This window comes from Serratia sp. CY55921 (assembly GCF_052167655.1).
Classification (GTDB): Bacteria; Pseudomonadota; Gammaproteobacteria; order Enterobacterales; family Enterobacteriaceae; genus Serratia; species Serratia ureilytica.
This window is the reverse complement of the sequence record NZ_JBJNMU010000001.1, coordinates 61,980-78,609: the sequence shown is the minus strand read 5'-3', so window position 1 is coordinate 78,609 and position 16,630 is coordinate 61,980. Positions and strand designations below refer to the sequence as shown.

At 60.0% G+C, this 16,630-nt stretch carries 15 protein-coding genes and 6 tRNA genes; 11 read left to right on the top strand and 10 right to left on the bottom strand.

All coding sequences use genetic code 11. The features are described 5' to 3' along the window. Window position 1: 1 nt before the first annotated feature. Window positions 2–334 (bottom strand): DUF2502 domain-containing protein, encoded by a 333-nt coding sequence (locus ACJ8M3_RS00410; RefSeq protein ID WP_033643938.1) that lies wholly within the window; start codon window positions 332–334, stop codon window positions 2–4. A gap of 396 nt (window positions 335–730) precedes the next feature. On the opposite strand from ACJ8M3_RS00410, the gene ACJ8M3_RS00405 reads away from it, so the two are divergent. Next, window positions 731–1,960, top strand: coding sequence for an L-lactate MFS transporter (locus ACJ8M3_RS00405; protein WP_442514595.1), 1,230 nt, complete (start codon window positions 731–733; stop codon window positions 1,958–1,960). 70 nt (window positions 1,961–2,030) lie between these two features. Here the strand turns inward: ACJ8M3_RS00405 and glk are convergent, their stop codons facing one another. Continuing rightward, window positions 2,031–2,993, bottom strand: a complete 963-nt coding sequence (glk, locus tag ACJ8M3_RS00400) for a glucokinase (RefSeq protein ID WP_025303754.1) — start codon at window positions 2,991–2,993, stop codon at window positions 2,031–2,033. Between the two features lie 310 nt (window positions 2,994–3,303). Between glk and ACJ8M3_RS00395 the strand changes: the two genes are divergently transcribed. Continuing rightward, window positions 3,304–4,551: an ion channel protein gene (locus ACJ8M3_RS00395; protein ID WP_442514594.1), complete on the top strand. Its 1,248-nt coding sequence runs from the start codon at window positions 3,304–3,306 to the stop codon at window positions 4,549–4,551. Here ACJ8M3_RS00395 and ACJ8M3_RS00390 read toward each other — a convergent pair. Both ACJ8M3_RS00390 and ACJ8M3_RS00385 read right to left on the bottom strand, forming a co-directional pair. Then, entirely contained in the window at window positions 4,548–5,240 is a 693-nt protein-coding gene (locus tag ACJ8M3_RS00390; protein ID WP_019453821.1) for an aspartate/glutamate racemase family protein, read from the bottom strand. The two genes, ACJ8M3_RS00395 and ACJ8M3_RS00390, sit on opposite strands and share 4 nt — an antisense overlap. A gap of 67 nt (window positions 5,241–5,307) precedes the next feature. After that, window positions 5,308–5,760 (bottom strand): multidrug/biocide efflux PACE transporter, encoded by a 453-nt coding sequence (locus tag ACJ8M3_RS00385; protein WP_016926809.1) that lies wholly within the window; start codon window positions 5,758–5,760, stop codon window positions 5,308–5,310. A gap of 96 nt (window positions 5,761–5,856) precedes the next feature. Here ACJ8M3_RS00385 and ACJ8M3_RS00380 point away from each other — a divergent pair, with 96 nt between their 5' ends. Further along, on the top strand, window positions 5,857–6,747 hold the full coding sequence (locus ACJ8M3_RS00380) for a LysR family transcriptional regulator (RefSeq protein ID WP_033632445.1): 891 nt from the start codon (window positions 5,857–5,859) through the stop codon (window positions 6,745–6,747). Here ACJ8M3_RS00380 and ACJ8M3_RS00375 read toward each other — a convergent pair. After that, window positions 6,723–8,384: an alpha-keto acid decarboxylase family protein gene (locus ACJ8M3_RS00375; RefSeq protein ID WP_047575522.1), complete on the bottom strand. Its 1,662-nt coding sequence runs from the start codon at window positions 8,382–8,384 to the stop codon at window positions 6,723–6,725. The two genes, ACJ8M3_RS00380 and ACJ8M3_RS00375, sit on opposite strands and share 25 nt — an antisense overlap. Window positions 8,385–8,575: 191 nt before the next feature. On the opposite strand from ACJ8M3_RS00375, the gene mgrA reads away from it, so the two are divergent. Further along, window positions 8,576–9,565, top strand: coding sequence for an L-glyceraldehyde 3-phosphate reductase (gene mgrA, locus ACJ8M3_RS00370; protein ID WP_047574191.1), 990 nt, complete (start codon window positions 8,576–8,578; stop codon window positions 9,563–9,565). Here mgrA and ACJ8M3_RS00365 read toward each other — a convergent pair. Beyond that, a complete protein-coding gene (locus tag ACJ8M3_RS00365) occupies window positions 9,557–9,790 on the bottom strand; it encodes a hypothetical protein (protein WP_127897177.1) in 234 nt (77 codons plus the stop codon). The two genes, mgrA and ACJ8M3_RS00365, sit on opposite strands and share 9 nt — an antisense overlap. Here ACJ8M3_RS00365 and ACJ8M3_RS00360 point away from each other — a divergent pair. Then, window positions 9,789–10,199: a DUF2502 domain-containing protein gene (locus ACJ8M3_RS00360; protein ID WP_046896266.1), complete on the top strand. Its 411-nt coding sequence runs from the start codon at window positions 9,789–9,791 to the stop codon at window positions 10,197–10,199. The genes ACJ8M3_RS00365 and ACJ8M3_RS00360 overlap by 2 nt on opposite strands. A gap of 41 nt (window positions 10,200–10,240) precedes the next feature. Here ACJ8M3_RS00360 and ACJ8M3_RS00355 read toward each other — a convergent pair whose 3' ends face one another. Next, window positions 10,241–11,476: an Nramp family divalent metal transporter gene (locus ACJ8M3_RS00355; RefSeq protein ID WP_285142243.1), complete on the bottom strand. Its 1,236-nt coding sequence runs from the start codon at window positions 11,474–11,476 to the stop codon at window positions 10,241–10,243. A 377-nt stretch (window positions 11,477–11,853) separates the two neighbouring features. On the opposite strand from ACJ8M3_RS00355, the gene ACJ8M3_RS00350 reads away from it, so the two are divergent. Then, complete coding sequence (locus tag ACJ8M3_RS00350; RefSeq protein ID WP_004936373.1) at window positions 11,854–13,041, top strand: NupC/NupG family nucleoside CNT transporter; 1,188 nt, start codon at window positions 11,854–11,856, stop codon at window positions 13,039–13,041. A gap of 118 nt (window positions 13,042–13,159) precedes the next feature. Here the strand turns inward: ACJ8M3_RS00350 and ACJ8M3_RS00345 are convergent. Then, a tRNA-Ala gene (locus ACJ8M3_RS00345) sits at window positions 13,160–13,235 on the bottom strand. 60 nt (window positions 13,236–13,295) lie between these two features. Next, window positions 13,296–13,371: transfer RNA gene (locus ACJ8M3_RS00340), tRNA-Ala, on the bottom strand. 308 nt (window positions 13,372–13,679) lie between these two features. Between ACJ8M3_RS00340 and ACJ8M3_RS00335 the strand changes: the two genes are divergently transcribed. Then, on the top strand, window positions 13,680–14,465 hold the full coding sequence (locus ACJ8M3_RS00335; protein WP_122004434.1) for a formate/nitrite transporter family protein: 786 nt from the start codon (window positions 13,680–13,682) through the stop codon (window positions 14,463–14,465). Between the two features lie 66 nt (window positions 14,466–14,531). On the opposite strand, the gene gltX is transcribed toward ACJ8M3_RS00335, so the two are convergent. Continuing rightward, window positions 14,532–15,947 carry a glutamate--tRNA ligase gene (gene gltX / locus ACJ8M3_RS00330; protein ID WP_285142241.1) on the bottom strand — a complete coding sequence of 472 codons (1,416 nt, stop codon included), beginning with the start codon at window positions 15,945–15,947 and terminating at the stop codon, window positions 14,532–14,534. Between the two features lie 294 nt (window positions 15,948–16,241). On the opposite strand from gltX, the gene ACJ8M3_RS00325 reads away from it, so the two are divergent. From ACJ8M3_RS00325 to ACJ8M3_RS00310, 4 genes are all read left to right on the top strand, one after another. After that, a tRNA-Val gene (locus ACJ8M3_RS00325) sits at window positions 16,242–16,317 on the top strand. Between the two features lie 28 nt (window positions 16,318–16,345). Next, window positions 16,346–16,421, top strand: a tRNA-Val gene (locus ACJ8M3_RS00320). A gap of 38 nt (window positions 16,422–16,459) precedes the next feature. Continuing rightward, window positions 16,460–16,535, top strand: a tRNA-Val gene (locus ACJ8M3_RS00315). A 7-nt stretch (window positions 16,536–16,542) separates the two neighbouring features. Continuing rightward, window positions 16,543–16,618 (top strand) — tRNA-Lys (locus ACJ8M3_RS00310). The last annotated feature ends 12 nt before the right edge of the window (window positions 16,619–16,630 follow it).

Genomic DNA, 16,630 nt, shown 5'->3' with positions numbered 1-16,630 from the left:
CTTACCAGCGCGGGCCCGGACGGTAGTAATACCCCGGCGGCGGCGGTGGCGGCATGCGGTAATGCGGCCGGTCGCGCCAGTCGCGCCGCGGCGGCCCGTAGTAAATCACCCGGGGCGGCGGGCCGTAATAGTACCCGCGCGGGCGTTCATACCGGCGGTGATCGGCCCACCAGCGCGGATCGCGCCAGCGATAGCCGTCCCAGTAATGGCCGCGATTGTCGCGATCGCCGATATGCAACGACAGGCCAGGCACGTTCACGCCGATGGAGACGTCGGCCTGGCTCGCCAGCGGCAGCGCCAGCAGCGCAGCCAGTAACAACAGCGTTTTTTTCATTTCATGGCTCCTGCAGAGCGGACCTTGTCCGATCGCAGATAACATAGCCCCGCGCTCACCGCCGCTCTATAGGCGCAATGCCGATTTACGCCTTTCAGACGCATCCTTCACAATTCCACCACAATCGTTCACCGGCGATTAACAATAAATCGTTGATATCTTTGATGTAGATCACGTGTCACCCCCGGCATTTCACGGGCTTTCAGGCGCAAAAACGGCAACTCACGCCGCATAAAATGCATTTCATTCCTTCCGTCGTGCAACTCATTCCCGATCCGCCGCCCGCCGCAGGGGCCGGCCATATAATAAGCCCATACCGCGGGAACGCTGATTCACCCCGCAAATTTCAGCCAACGGCTCACGCCCGGCAACGCACACACAGGAAGGAGACCGGCCATGAACACCAAACCGGCAAATCGCAACTTAATCGTTCTCGGCACCATCATCTGTCAGATGGGTCTGGGCACCATCTACACCTGGAGCCTGTTCAACCAGCCGCTGGTCGACAAGTTCCACTGGGGGCTGGCGGACGTCGCCACCACCTTCTCCATCACCAGCTTCTTCCTGGCCTTCGCCACGCTGTTCGCCGGTAAGCTGCAAGAACGCTTCGGCATCCGCAACCTGACGCTGTGCTCCGGCATCCTGGTCGGCCTGGGCCTTATCGCCAGCGCCCACGTCAGCTCTCTCGACATGATCTACCTGCTGGCCGGCGTGGTGGTGGGCTTTGCGGTCGGTATCGCCTACATCTCCACCCTGTCCAACCTGATCAAATGGTTCCCGGCCAACAAAGGCCTGATTTCCGGCATCTCCGTCGGCGCCTTCGGCAGCGGCAGCCTGCTGTTCAAATACGTCAATGCCGCCCTGATCGCCGACGTCGGCGTTTCCGGCGCCTTCTTCTACTGGGGTGCCATCGTGATGGGCCTGATCGTCGTCGGCTCCCTGCTGCTGAAAGAGCCGGTGCTGGCGACCAACGCCGCACAGCCAGGCGCCAACGGTCTGGGCAACGACTTCAGCGTGCGCCAGATGCTGGCCACCAAAGAAGCCTACCTGCTGTTCACCATCTTCTTTGCCGCCTGCATGAGCGGTCTGTATCTGATTGGCATCGTGAAAGACATGGGCGTTCAACTGGCCGGGATGGACTTGGCCACCGCCGCCAACACCGTGTCCGCCGTCGCCATCTTCAACACCGCCGGCCGCATCATCCTGGGGACGCTGTCCGATAAAGTGGGCCGTATGCGCGTCATCAGCTTCACCATGCTGGTTACCGTGCTGGCGATTGTCGCCCTGAGCTTCATGACCCTGAACCACACGCTGTTCTTCATCTGCGTCGGCGCGGTGGCCTTCTGCTTCGGCGGCAACATCACCGTGTTCCCGGCGATTGTCGGCGACTTCTTCGGTCTGAAAAACCACAGCAAGAACTACGGCATCATCTACCAGGGCTTCGGCCTGGGCGCGCTGGCCGGTTCGTTCGTCGCCAAATACTTCGGCGGCTTCCACGCCACCTTCATGGTGATTGGCGTCCTGTCCGCCGCCTCCTTGCTGATTACGCTGTTCATCAAAGCGCCGAAAGCCGTGGAAGTGGAAAGCGAAGAAACGGCACAGGCGGCAGAGCTGGCCAAAGCCTGATACCCCGCGAAAACGACAAGGGGCGCAACCTGCGGGTTGCGCCCCTTTTTTTATCGTGCCGCCGCGTTGCTTACAGCTGCATGCCCAGCGTCTGGCGCAGATGCGCGCCGGCTCCCAGCAGGCCCGGTTGGCCATGGGTTATCATGAACACCGGAATGTCTCGCACATAGTCACGGAAACGCCCTTTGTCTTCGAAAGCGGCGCGGAAACCCGAGGCCTTGAAGAATTCCATAAAGCGCGGCACGATGCCGCCGGCGATGTACACGCCGCCAAAGGTGCCCAGATTCAGCGCCAGGTTGCCGCCGAAGCGCCCCATGATCACGCAAAACAGCGACAGCGCACGGCGGCAGTCGATGCAGCTGTCGGCCAGCGCCCGCTCGGTAATGTCCTTCGGCTCCAGTTTCTCCGGCAGGCGGTTGTCCGCCTTGACGATGGCGCGATACAGGTTGACCAGGCCCGGCCCGGACAGCACGCGCTCGGCGGAAACGTGCCCCACTTCACCGCGCAGCACCTCCAGAATAATGTCTTCTTCTTCGCTGTTCGGTGCGAAATCGACATGGCCGCCCTCGCCCGGCAGGCTGACCCAGCGGCGATCGACCTGCACCAGGTGGGCAACACCCAGCCCGGTGCCGGCGCCGTACACCGCGATCGGTTTGCCCGGCTGCGCATCGCCGCCGCCAAACTGCAGCACGTCGTCCGGCGAGAGCATCGGGATCGCCATCGAGACGGCGGTGAAATCGTTGATCACTTCCAGATGACTCAACCCCAGGTTGGCCTTCATTTCTTTGATAGAGAACGCCCAGCTGTGGTTGGTCATCGCAACCCAGTCTTCCGTCACCGGGCAGGCGATCGCGATACAGGCGTCCTGCACCTCGATATCGCACGCTTTCAGATAGTGGCGGATCACCGCCTCCAGGCTGTCGAACTCCAGGCCGGAATAGGTTTTCGCCTGGGTAATCTCACCCGTCGCAACAGTGCACAACGCCAGGCGGGCATTGGTGCCGCCAACATCACCTACGAGGGCATAGGTCATTGATTTCGTCTCCGCAAAATGAAAAATAAAAAGCTGCCCACACTGTAAAATCCTGCTGCGAAAACAACAATCACCCGCCTCGGATCTGCGCCCCAATAGCGATCCGGATCACAAAAAACGTTTCAGCTGGCCCGCCAAGCCGCGATTTGAAACAAATTGCGGCAAAAAACGCGCCGCCGCGACTGTTAACCGTCATCGACGCCGGGCAATATCAATGCGTGCCTGCTCGCCGATAGTCTGGCAAGCTGTGGTCACTGTCCAACCACCCGCTCTCCCTGCCCTGCATGGAGGCATCGACAAGGGATTATCCATGCTGCATCCGCGCGCCAATGCCATGTTGGCCTTTGCTTTGCCTGCGCTGATTATCGGTTCCGCCTCCAGTCTGGTGCTGCTGTTGATGATGAAAGTCGCCGCTACGCTGCAGCAATGGCTGTGGGTGACGCTGCCCGACGCGCTGAGCCTGGACGCCCAGGCACCCTGGTGGCCGCTCGGCATGCTGACGCTGACCGGCGTGGCGGTCGGCCTGATCGTGCGCTATATGCCGGGCCATGCCGGGCCGGATCCGGCGACGGAATCGCTGATCGGCATGCCGCTGCCGCTCTCCGCCCTGCCGGGGCTGGGATTGGCGCTGATCGTCGGCCTGGCCGGCGGCGTCAGCCTGGGGCCGGAGAACCCGATCACCGCCATCAATATCGCGCTGGTGGCGGCGGCGGGGGCGCGCCTGCTGCCTAAGGTGCCGCGCATGGACTGGATCATCCTGGCGGCCGCGGGCACCATCGGCGCGATGTTCGGCACGCCGGTCGCCGCCGCGCTGATCTTCTCGCAAACCCTGGCGGGCAATAACGAAACGCCGCTGTGGGATCGGCTGTTCGCCCCGCTGGTGGCCGCCGCCGCCGGCGCGGTCACCACCCAGATGTTCTTCGTGCCCAATTTCGCCCTGCAGCTCGACGCCTACGACGTGACGCGGCTGCCGGACATCTTCAGCGGCGCCATTGTGGCACTGATCGCCATCGCGCTCGGCATGGTGGCGCTGTGGTGCTTCCCGCACGTTCACCGCCTGTTCCATTCGATGAAGAATCCGGTGTTGATGTTAGGGCTGGGTGGCTTTGTGCTGGGCCTGCTGGCGCTGGTGGGCGGAGAAATTACCCTGTTCAAAGGGCTGGATGAAATGAAGCGCCTCGCGGCAGACGGCAGCTATTCGGTGCCGGCGCTGTTGGCCGTTACCCTGACCAAGCTGGCGGCGCTGGTGATCGCCGCCGCCAGCGGCTTTCGCGGCGGGCGCATCTTCCCGGCGGTGTTCGTCGGCGTGGCGCTGGGGCTGATGCTGCATCAGCACGTTCCGGCGGTGCCGGCGGCGATCACGGTCTCCTGCGCCATCATGGGGCTGGTGCTGGTGGTCACGCGCGACGGCTGGCTCAGTCTGTTTATGGCGGTGGCGGTGGTGCCGGATCTGCACCTGCTGCCGATCTTGTGCATCGTGATGCTGCCCGCCTGGCTGGCGCTGGCGGGCAAACCCTTGATGCTGGTGAACCGCCGGCAACCGCCGCACGACGATTAGGCCAGCGCGAACGCCGCGGCGGCGCGAGCGTGGATCGCGGTGGTGTCGAACACCGGCACCGAGGCATCCCGCTCGCTCACCAGCAACCCTATCTCGGTGCAGCCGAAAATAATCCCCTGCGCGCCCTGTTGTTCCAGATCGCTGATGATCCGGCGATACTCGTCGCGCGAGGCGTCGCGAATTTTGCCGAGGCAGAGTTCGTCATAGATGATGCGGTGCACGATGTCACGATCGGCGCTGACCGGCGTCACCACATCGATGCCGTGCAATTCCTGCAGGCGGCCTCGGTAGAAGGTCTGCTCCATGGTAAAACGCGTGCCCAGCAGCCCGACGCGGCGAATGTTTTTCTCCCGCACCTGCAGCGCCGTGGCATCGGCGATGTGAATCAGCGGCAGGCCGCTGGCCTGCTCGACCGCCTCCGCCACCTTGTGCATGGTGTTGGTGCAGATCACGATAGCTTCGGCGCCGGCGGCGCGCAAAGCCACCGCGGCGGCGGCCAGCAGCCGACCGGCGCCATCCCAATCGCCCTGGTGCTGCAAGCGTTCAACCTCCTGAAAATCGACGCTGTAGAGCACGATTTTGGCCGAATGCAGCCCACCGAGGCGCGCCTTTACCTGCTCGTTGATGGTGCGGTAATACGGAATGGTGGATTCCCAACTCATGCCGCCCAGCAGACCCAACACTTTCATCCTTCGTTCCTCAGCATTTTCCGACGATCCTCTGACCTTACCTGAGAATCGCCGGGCTGACGACGCCTTATTTGGCGCCGGAATTGATCGGCTGGCGCGCTTCGAACCAGCGTTGGCGCAGCGTGTCGTACAGCCAGTTATAGGCCATGGTGTACGGCAGGAAGAACAGGAAGAAACCGATTTCCAGCATAAACGCCTGCGCCCAGGAGATACTCAGCATCCAGGCGGCGATCGGCACGCCGATCAGGATAAAACCGGCTTCAAAGCCGACGGCGTGCAGCGCACGCACCTTCAGGTTACGCACCACCCGGCTGACCGGCCACAGGCGGTCGAACACCGTGTTGTAAACCATGTTCCACAGCATCGCGACGGTGGAGAGCATCACCGCCAACGCACCGACCTGCACCATTGAGCGGTTCAACAACCACGCGCCCAGCGGGGCGCAAACCATCACGGCGATGGCCTCGAAACCGACGGCGTGGACGATACGTTCAATGAGAGACTTGTTTTGCAGTTGCATACATCACCTTTTTTTCAACAGTTGTTGCGAAAGCCAGGTGATTATCATCGCTTTTTTGGGTAGATTAAAAATAGGTTCCATCGATAAAGTAGATATATGCACTATTCACCGGAAGCGTTACAGGCGTTCGTTGAAGCCGCCGCCCTCGGCTCATTTTCCGCCGCCGCGCGCAAGCTGCGCAAAAGCCAATCCACCGTCAGCACCGCCATCGCCAATCTGGAAGCCGACCTGGCATTGACGCTGTTCGATCGCAGTGCGCGCCAACCGGTGCTCACCGCCGCCGGCCGCAAGGTGCTGGGGCACGTGCAGGAGATCCTCGCCGCCAGCGAGCGACTCGACGCGCTGAGCATTCAGCTGGCGGGCAATGTCGAACCGCGCCTGAGCATGGTATTTTCCGATACCTACCAACCGAAGCATCACGACAGCCTGATGCAGCGGTTTGAACAACGTTACCCGGAGATTGAGCTGGAATGGATGATCGCCGAGGAAGGCGACGTTATCGATCTACTGCAAAGCGGCCGCGCGCATTTGGGCATGGTGGAAGTGCAAAAAACCTATCCGCCGGATATCGCCTTCTCCCGCCTGCCTGAGCAGACCGAAATGGGGTTGTTCGTCGCGCATGGGCATCCGCTGGCGCAGGTCGCCGCGCCGACCCCGGAGCAATTATCCAGCACCCGTCAGCTGATCCTGAACACTTACACCGGCGCCGAAGCGGCCAGACAAGGCGGGCTGGTCTGGTCGGCGCCCAGCTATCTGCTGTTGCTGGAGATGGCGGAACAGGGATTCGGTTGGGCGGTGCTGCCGCACTGGCTGGTGCAACAATACGGCCACGGCAGGCTCACCCAGCTGCGCCCGCGCGGCTGGCCCAAACTGATTTCGGTGGATGCGGTATGGTCCAAACTGACCCCGCCGGGCCCGGCGGGGTACTGGATGCTGGAGCGATTGCTGGAAGACGACGCGGCTCAGGCGGCGGCGTTGCGCGACTGAATGACGCGCGAGATCGTATCGAGCAGTTCGGGAATATCCATCTTCGGCAGCATCACTTCGATGAAAGCCAGCCGGTCGCCCTGCGCCGCCTCACTCAGCGCCTGGCGCAGCGCCTCCGGCTGACTGACCCGCAACGCCGTCACCGGCCGCCCACCGGCCAATGCCGTTGGCAGCTGCGTCCAGTTCCACCGGGCGATGTCGTTGTAACTCTGCTCCGGCCCGTGGATAGCGCGTTCAATCGTGTAGCCCTGATTATTCAGCACGAAAATCACCGGTTTAAGCCCGTCGCGCAGCATCGATCCCAGCTCCTGCACGGTCAATTGCGCGGCGCCGTCGCCGATCAACAGCACCACCCGGCGCTGTGGTTCGGCGGTTTGCACCCCGAAGGTCGCCGGTAAGGTATAGCCGATCGAGCCCCAGAGCGACTGCACGATCATCCGGCTGCCGCGCGGCAGCGTCAAGGTCGCGGCGCCGAAACAGGCCGTGCCCTGCTCGGCCAGCACGATATCCCCCGGCCGCAGGAAATCCTGTATCTGCCGCCAGAAGGCGTGCTGATCCAACCCTTCCCCATCGCCTTCCGGCAGCGCCGGACGGCCGATCGTCGGCAACGGCCAGCGCGACGCCAGCGACAGAGTCAGGCGGTGCAGCGCCTGCACGGCGGCGCACATCGGGATGCGGCTGAACCGTTGACGACCGACCCAGGCTTCGAACGGTTGGATATCGATGCATTTTTCCGCCGGCAGATGATGCGTGAATCCTCCGGTAATGGTGTCGGTGAGACGCACGCCAACGGTGATCACGACATCGGCATTTTCAATCAGCGCTTTGGTCGCCGCAGCGCTGGCGCCGCCGCTGTAGGTGCCGACAAAACCGTCGCGGTTCTCATCCAGCACGCCCTTGCCGAGCAGCAGCGTGGCGTGCGGGATAGCCACCTCCTGCATCCAGTTATCCAGCGCCGTTTCAACGCCAAAGCGGTCCGCCAGAAAGTCCGCCAGCAATGACACTTGCCGCGCCGATTGCAGCTTTTCACGCGCTGCGGCGATAAACGCCTGCAATGCGCTCCGCGACAGCCTGGCCTGGCGCAGCATCAGCGGCGCCGGTTTGGCCGGCAGCGGCGCTTCCGCTACGTCGCTGGGCAGCATCAGATAAACCGGACGATGCTCCAGCAAGGCGGCGTCGATCAGGCGGTCGATCTCCCTGGCGGCGTTGTCGGCGGTCAGATTGGCCTGTGCGACGCTGACTTCTTTGGCTATCCGCGCAAAGTGAGTGAAGTCGCCATCGCCCAGCGAATGGTGCAGCAAATCGCCGGCGCGCTGGGCACGCTGCGCCGGTGTGCCCACCACGTGGATCACCGGCAGGTATTCGGCATAACTGCCGGCCACGCCGTTCAGCGCGCTCAGCTCCCCGACGCCGAAGGTGGTGAGCAGCGCCGCGGCCGGTTTGCAACGCGCATAGCCGTCGGCGGCGTAGGCGGCGTTCAGTTCGTTGGCGCAGCCTACCCAGGTGATTTGCGGATGAGCGATGACGTGATCGAGGAATTGCAGGTTGTAATCCCCCGGCACGCCGAAGACGTGGCGGATGCCAATCTGGGCCAGACGATCGAGCAGATAATCGGCCACCGTGTAGATCTGAGTCATGATCATCACCTGTCTGCAGCTGAAGCGATTATCTTTAAGTATCGAAGATGCCGGTTAATTTTCGAACAGCGCTTTCCGTGTCGAGCGGCAACCTGGCGTTACATGCCGGCCTTGTGATCGCCCCCTCGACGGCACGTTGTGAAAACGCATACACTCAAAACACGCCACTTCTTCGCCGACAAAGGATCACAATGTCCTACTCAGCCTCCCCCTCGCGTTATCAAGATATGGAATACCGGCGCTGCGGCCGCAGCGGATTGAAGCTGCCCGCCGTCTCGCTCGGGCTATGGCACAACTTTGGCGACGCCACGCTGTACGACAACGCCCGCGCCCTGATCCGCTGCGCCTTCGATCGCGGCATAACCCACTTCGATCTGGCCAACAACTACGGCCCGCCGCCCGGCGCCGCCGAGGAAAACTTTGGCCGCATTCTCAACGCCGATCTGCGGGCCTGGCGCGACGAGCTGATCGTCTCATCCAAAGCCGGTTACACCATGTGGCCCGGCCCCTACGGCGATTGGGGCTCGAAAAAGTACCTGGTCGCCAGCCTCGATCAGAGCCTCAGGCGCATGGGATTGGAGTATGTGGATATCTTTTATCACCATCGGCCGGACCCGGACACGCCGCTGGAAGAAACCATGGCGGCGCTGGATCTGTTGGTGCGCCAGGGCAAAGCGCTGTATGTCGGTTTGTCCAACTATCCGGCCGAGCGCGCGCGCCAGGCGTTCGACATCCTGCAGCGGCTCGGTACGCCGTGCGTGATCCACCAGCCCAAGTATTCGATGTTGGAACGCGGGCCGGAGGCGGAATTGCTGGATACACTGGCGAATCATGGCGTCGGCGCGATCGCCTTCTCCCCGCTGGCGGGCGGCCTGCTGACCGATCGTTATCTGCACGGCGTCCCGCAAGATTCCCGCGCCGCCAGCGGCAGCCGTTTCCTGCAGCCGGAACAGCTGACCGCCGACCGACTGGACAAGGTGCGCCGCCTCGATGCGCTGGCGCGGCAACGCGGGCAGAAGCTGTCGCAGATGGCGCTGGCCTGGGTGCTGCGCGGTGATCGCGTTACCTCGGTGCTGATCGGCGCCAGCAAGACTGCGCAGATAGAAGACGCGGTGGGCATGCTGGCCAATCGTCACTTCACTGAAGAAGAGCTTGCGCAGATCGAGAACATTTTATTGTAATCGCTTACAAATCCCGCCGCTCAATTGAGCGGCGATGCCCCAGAAAAATCTCAAATCTCGGCCTCCGGCGCCCTTTTCAGAGTGGCTCTCAGATTCAACCCCATGCGCCGGCGCTATGATGCCGATATTGCAGTAAAAATAACGATAAGGCCGTTTTTTAAACTGATGAACGCGCTTCATAAAGTGATCAACGGCCAGGCCGCGCAAGCGGAAAGGAGAAGTCATGTTTAAACCTCTGCTCTTGGCCGCCATCTTGGCGGCGACGGTACTGCCCGCCGCACAGCAGGCGCACGCCGAAGGGATCAGCATCGATCTGATGCCGGGCGTTTCATTGCGCATCGGCGATCAGGACAATCGCGGCCGTTACTGGGACGGTTACGACTGGCGCGATCGCGACTGGTGGCAAGGCCATCAGGGACGCTATCTCGGCGATCGCAGTCCGCGCGGCTATTACTGGGATGGCTATCGCTGGCGCGACCGCGACTACTGGCGCAAATATTACTACTCGCGCGACGGGCGCTATTACAAATGCGACCATCATTGCGACAAGCATTACTGGAAGAAAGAGAAAAAACACCACCACGATCATGACCGCGATCGCTGGCGCCGCCACGGCGATGACGACCGCGATTAACGACAACGGGCCGGCGCAACGCCGGCCCGCACTGTTTTCGCCTACAGCACGCTGCCGATCAGCAGATAGCCGTTCAATCCCACCACCACCAGCACGATCAGCTTGCCCAGGTTTTGCACCACGGGGCCGTTAACCATCTCCCCCATCAGCGCCCGATTGCCGGTGAAAGCCAGCAGCGGCACCAGCGCCAGCGCAATGCCGAAGCTGAGCAGCACCTGGCTCAGCACCAGAATGCGCGTGGCGTCCATTCCCAGCATGATGACGATAAACGACGGCAGCATGGTCACCGCTCGGCGCAGCCACAGCGGGATATGGAAATGCACGAACCCTTGCATCACCACCTGCCCCGCCAGCGTGCCCACCACGGTGGAAGAAAGACCGGCGGCCACCAGGCTCAGGCCAAACACGGTGGCGGCGGCTTGCCCGAGCAGCGGTTGCAGCGTCAGATAGGCCACGTCAAGATCGGCGATGCCGCTGTTGCCGCTGAAATGAAACGCGGCGGCGGCAGTGGCCATCATCGCCAGGTTAACGAAACCGGCGATGGTCATGGCGACGGCGACGTCGACTTTGGTGGCGGCATAGCGCTCCGCCTTATCGTGCTCACCGCCAACTTGGGTGAGCGACGAATGCAGATAGATCACGTGCGGCATGATGGTGGCACCCAATACCCCGGCGGCCAGGAATACCGCGTCGCCGTTGGGCAAATCGGGCAACGCCATGCCTTTCAGCAGCGGCGCAAGCTGCGGCTGGGAAAACGCCAGCTCGACGATGTAAGCAGCGGCGACGAACAGCAGCAGGCCGCCAATCACCAGCTCCAGCGGCTTTTGTCCACGCTTTTGCAGCATCAGAATTAAAAAGGTGGCGATGCCGGTCAGCACCGCGCCCTGCAACAAGGAGACGCCGAGCAGCAGTTTGAAGCCGATCGCCGCGCCGATGAATTCGGCCAGATCGGTCGCCATGGCGATAATCTCCGCCTGAACCCAATAGGCCCATACCGCCGGCCGCGGAAAGCGATCGCGAATATGCTCGGCCAGGTTTTTTCCAGTGGCGATGCCCAGCTTGGCGGACAACAGCTGGATCAGCATCGCCATCACGTTGGCCCAGACCACGACCCACAGCAAACTGTAGCCGAACGAGGCGCCGGCCTGGATGTTGGTGGCGAAGTTGCCGGGATCGATATAGCCGATCGCGGTGATGAAGGCGGGTCCCATCAGCGAGAGTTTGATTTTTCTGGCGGAGCGACCGGAGGTGGTTTCAACCACGCGACTGTTCAGCATATGTTGAACCCTTACTGAAATTACGTTTATCTCCACTCTATATAAATGATAATAATTATCAAGCGCATTTAGAGCGGTAAAACTTATCTCTGTAATAGCCAACATTAATGGTTTTATCGAAGGGTTCAGCGCGGAGCTTGCCGATTTCCGTGCTTTTAGGATGGGATTTTAGCTGCAATACCCCTGAAAGACAGGTTAGCACAAGAATACGAATTTCCTATTGCTGCTTTAACATCTTGATTTTTTATGCTTTTGCGCAACACTTTAGGAGAATTCCCGCTATGATTTTCCATATTTGCAATAGAAGTCTCGTTTTTAAACGTAGCGTTACATAAAATGACAGCCGAAATTCAGCCTGCCTCAAATTTGGAGCAAACATGTCCCATATTGCGCACTTTGCGTTGGCGATAGTGGTGGTGGCGATCCTGGCCCTGTTGGTGTGCCGCGATCGTAAAAGCATCCGCATTCGCTATGTTATTCAACTACTGGTTATCGAAGTACTGCTGGCCTACTTTTTCCTGCATTCGGAAGCGGGTTTGGGCTTCGTAAAAGGATTTGCCGCGCTGTTTGACAAACTGCTCGGGTTTGCGGGACAAGGGACTGATTTCGTATTCGGCGGCATGGGCGACAAAGGCCTGGCGTTCTTCTTCCTGAAGGTGCTGTGCCCGATCGTCTTCATTTCGGCGCTGATCGGTATTCTGCAGTACATCAAGGTGCTGCCGTTCATCATCCGTATTATCGGTACCGTGCTGTCGAAAGTGAACGGCATGGGCAAGCTGGAGTCGTTCAACGCCGTCAGCTCGCTGATCCTGGGCCAATCCGAAAACTTCATCGCCTACAAGGATATCCTGGGCAAGATGTCGGAAAAGCGCATGTACACCATGGCGGCGACCGCGATGTCTACGGTGTCCATGTCCATCGTCGGCGCCTACATGACCATGCTGGACGCCAAGTTCGTGGTGGCGGCGCTGGTATTGAACATGTTCAGCACCTTTATCGTGCTGTCGCTGGTCAACCCGTACGACACCAATAAAGAAGAAGAGCTGCACCTCGGTAACCTGCACGAAGGCCAGAGCTTCTTCGAAATGCTGGGTGAATATATCCTGGCCGGCTTCAAAGTAGCGATTATCGTTGCCGCGATGCTGATCGGCTTCATCGCCCTGATCGCCGCGCTCAACGGTGTGTTCAGCGCCATCTTCGGCCTGAGCTTCCAGGAAATCCTCGGTTACTTCTTCTATCCGTTCGCCTGGATCATGGGGATTCCTAAACACGAAGCCCTGCAGGTCGGCAGCATCATGGCCACCAAACTGGTTTCCAACGAGTTCGTGGCAATGATGGAGCTGCAGAAAGTGTCTGCCGAACTGTCGCCACGCAGCCTGGGGATCCTGTCGGTGTTCCTGGTGTCCTTCGCCAACTTCTCTTCCATCGGCATCGTGGCCGGTGCGATCAAGGGCCTGAACGAACACCAGGGCAACGTGGTGTCGCGCTTTGGCCTGAAGCTGGTGTACGGCTCTACGCTGGTCAGCATCCTGTCCGCTTCCATCGCGGGCCTGGTTCTGGGCTAAGCCTGAAATTTACAGCAATGATAAGGCGCCTGCGGGCGCCTTTTTTATTGGCTGGCCTTCGGCGAAGGTGAAATAACGCAAAGCAAAAAGCCGACCCTAAGGTCGGCTTTTCAAATGGTGGTGGAGCTAGACGGGATCGAACCGTCGACCTCTTGCATGCCATGCAAGCGCTCTCCCAGCTGAGCTATAGCCCCACAAAAGTGGTACGCGTTGACCGGCGTTACGGTATTCCCCAACCTTTCTGAGAAGAAGGTTGGTGGAGCTAGACGGGATCGAACCGTCGACCTCTTGCATGCCATGCAAGCGCTCTCCCAGCTGAGCTATAGCCCCGTTCCACAATCACTTTGTGCTGTGAACGGGGCGCATAATATGAAACCCGCTCAAAGCTGTCAACGGCTAAATTGAATTACTGAATCAAGCGTTGAAAAAGCCGCCAAATCAGCATCTTTGGCGCCAAAAAATCATCACTTTGCGCAGAGTTCATCCATTTTGCGCGCTACTTCTCAAAATGGCAAAAGACCCTGCATATCACGTTGATTTTTAATTAACGGAATGTTAGCGAAATGCGCTTGAGTCGGGCTCCCGAGCGGCATAGACTGCCCGCGCCATAAACTTTATTACTATAAACCGAGTCCGTCATGTCTTTGCATTCACCAAAAGAAATCGCCGCCCTCGCCGTTCAGGCCGGGGTAAACAAAAGCCGCGCCCCTCTCGCTAATCTGCTGATTCTGGGCTTTCTCGCCGGCGCCTTTATCGCCACCGGCTTCCTGCTGGATATTCACGTCATCGGCACCCTGCCGGCCGAATGGGGCTCTTTCGGCGCGCTGTTGGGCGCCGCGGTCTTTCCTATCGGTTTGATCCTGACTATTTTGGCCGGCGGCGAACTGCTGACCGGCAACATGATGACCTTGCCAATAGCCTGGTTCGCCCGTGAAATTCCCGCCATCGCCGTGCTGCGCAACTGGTTTTGGGTCACCCTGGCCAACTTCGCCGGCAGCGTGGCCGTCGCCTACTTCTTCGGCCACCTGCTGGGCCTGACCGAAGGCGCGTTTTTACATAAGACGCTGGCGATCGCGCAGGCCAAAGTGGATGCGGACTTCCTGCACGCCTTCATTTCCGGCGTCGGCTGCAACTGGTTGGTATGCCTGGCGGTGTGGTTAGCCTTCGCCAGCAAAGATGTGCCGGGCAAAGTGATCGGCATGTGGTTCCCGGTCATGGCTTTTGTCGCCATCGGCTTCCAGCACGTGGTGGCGAATATGTTCATCATCCCGGCGGCCATCTTTGCCGGCGGCATGGGCTGGGAGCAGTATCTGCCTAATTTCGTCGCGGTATTTCTCGGCAATGCGCTGGGCGGCGCCGGCTTTGTCGGGTTGATGTATTTCCTCGCCTACCGTCCGGGTTTGCCGGCTAGCGAACAAGCCTGACAAAGCGCAATAAAAAAGCCCCGGGATCGCTCCACGGGGCTTTTTCTTTAAGGCGTATCAGCCTAATCAGGCTTGAGCTTCACGCTCGGCGATGTAAGCCAGCGCCATATCGATACGCTGCAGCGAACGCTTCTGGCCGATCGCATGCACGGTCACGTCCATGCCCGGCGACTGGCCGGCGCCGGTCACCGCGACACGCAGCGGCATGCCGACTTTACCCATGCCGACGCCCAGCTCATCCGCCGTGCCCTGAATGGCGTCGTGCACGTTTTCCGGCGTCCAGACGGTGATGGCGGCCAGCTTGGCGCGCACCGCTTCCAGCGGCTGACGCGCGACCGGACGCAGGTGCTTCTTGGCGGCGTCGGCGTCGAACTCGCTGAAGTCTTCGTAGAAGTAACGGCAAGACTCCGCCATCTCTTTCAGCGTCTTGCAGCGCTCGCCCAGCAGCTTGACGATGTCCTTCAGTTCCGGTCCGTTGCGGGTTTCAATGCCCAGTTGCTCAACGTGCCATGCCAGATGCACCGCCACTTCTTCCGCCGGCATATGGTTGATGTAGTGGTGGTTCAGCCACTGCAGCTTCTCGGTGTTGAACGCGCTGGCGGATTTGTTGATCGCTTCCAGCGTGAAGAACTCTTTCATCTCGTCGATGGAGAAGATCTCCTGATCGCCGTGGGACCAGCCCAGACGCACCAGGTAGTTCAGCAGCGCCTGCGGCAGATAGCCGTCGTCGCGGTACTGCATCACGCCCACGGCGCCGTGACGCTTGGACAGCTTTTTACCGTCGTCGCCAAGGATCATCGACACGTGCGCGTATTCCGGCACCGGCGCGCCCAGCGCTTTCAGAATGTTGATCTGGCGCGGGGTGTTGTTGATGTGGTCTTCGCCACGGATCACGTGGGTGATTTCCATGTCCCAGTCATCGACGACGACGCAGAAGTTATAGGTTGGCGAACCGTCGGTGCGGCGGATGATCAGATCGTCCAGCTCCTGGTTGCTGAATTCGATCGGGCCGCGAATTTTATCGTCGAAGATCACCGACCCTTCCTGCGGGTTACGGAAGCGCACCACGTGCGGCTCGTCGTCGGTGTGGCTGCACTGGCTGTCACGGCAGTGGCCGTCGTAACGCGGCTTCTCGCCGTTTTCCATCTGCTTCTCGCGCAGCGCTTCCAGGCGTTCCTTGGAGCAATAGCATTTATAGGCCGTGCCCTGCTCCAGCATTTCGTCGATGACCGCGTTGTAACGATAGAAACGCTTGGTCTGGAAGTACGGGCCTTCATCCCAATCCAGGTTCAACCAGTTCATGCCATCCATAATTGCGTCGATCGCGTCCTGGGTAGAGCGTTCCAGATCGGTATCTTCGATACGCAGAACGAACTCACCGCCCGCATGGCGGCTGAACAACCAGGAATAAAGTGCGGTACGCGCGCCGCCGACGTGAAGATAGCCGGTCGGGCTCGGTGCAAAACGGGTTTTGATTTTCATTGGGTTCACTGCCTTATTACGCAACGCGTGTCGGCGATGGCCGACGATTGCTCGGAATTGAAAAAAGAGTGGACGACATTGTATCACCACGCGCTAATTCCTCAACGCCGACACGATATTGCGCCGGTCGATTTCGCGCGTTTTGCGGCGAGTTTCGCAGAGCGTTGCGCAAAGAATCGGCGCCGTTGGCGATAATTATCGCGCCCTGCCTAAATTTGCGGCGAACGATTGAAATCATTTTAAAAACCGTTGACTCACTTTGAACTATCCCTATAATGCGACTCCAACAAGACGGGGCGATTAGCTCAGTTGGTAGAGCATCTCCTTTACACGGAGGGGGTCGGCGGTTCGAGCCCGTCATCGCCCACCATCTTGTTGAGAAAAATGAGAACGAATGAGGGTGATTAGCTCAGTTGGTAGAGCATCTCCTTTACACGGAGGGGGTCGGCGGTTCGAGCCCGTCATCACCCACCATCATTCTCTCGTTTAGCAGTGCCTGGAAGTCCTGAAGTGGGTGATTAGCTCAGTTGGTAGAGCATCTCCTTTACACGGAGGGGGTCGGCGGTTCGAGCCCGTCATCACCCACCACTTCTGCGGGTCGTTAGCTCAGTTGGTAGAGCAGTTGACTTTTAATCAATTGGTCGCAGGTTCGAATCCTGCACGACCCACCAATTCAGAGAAAA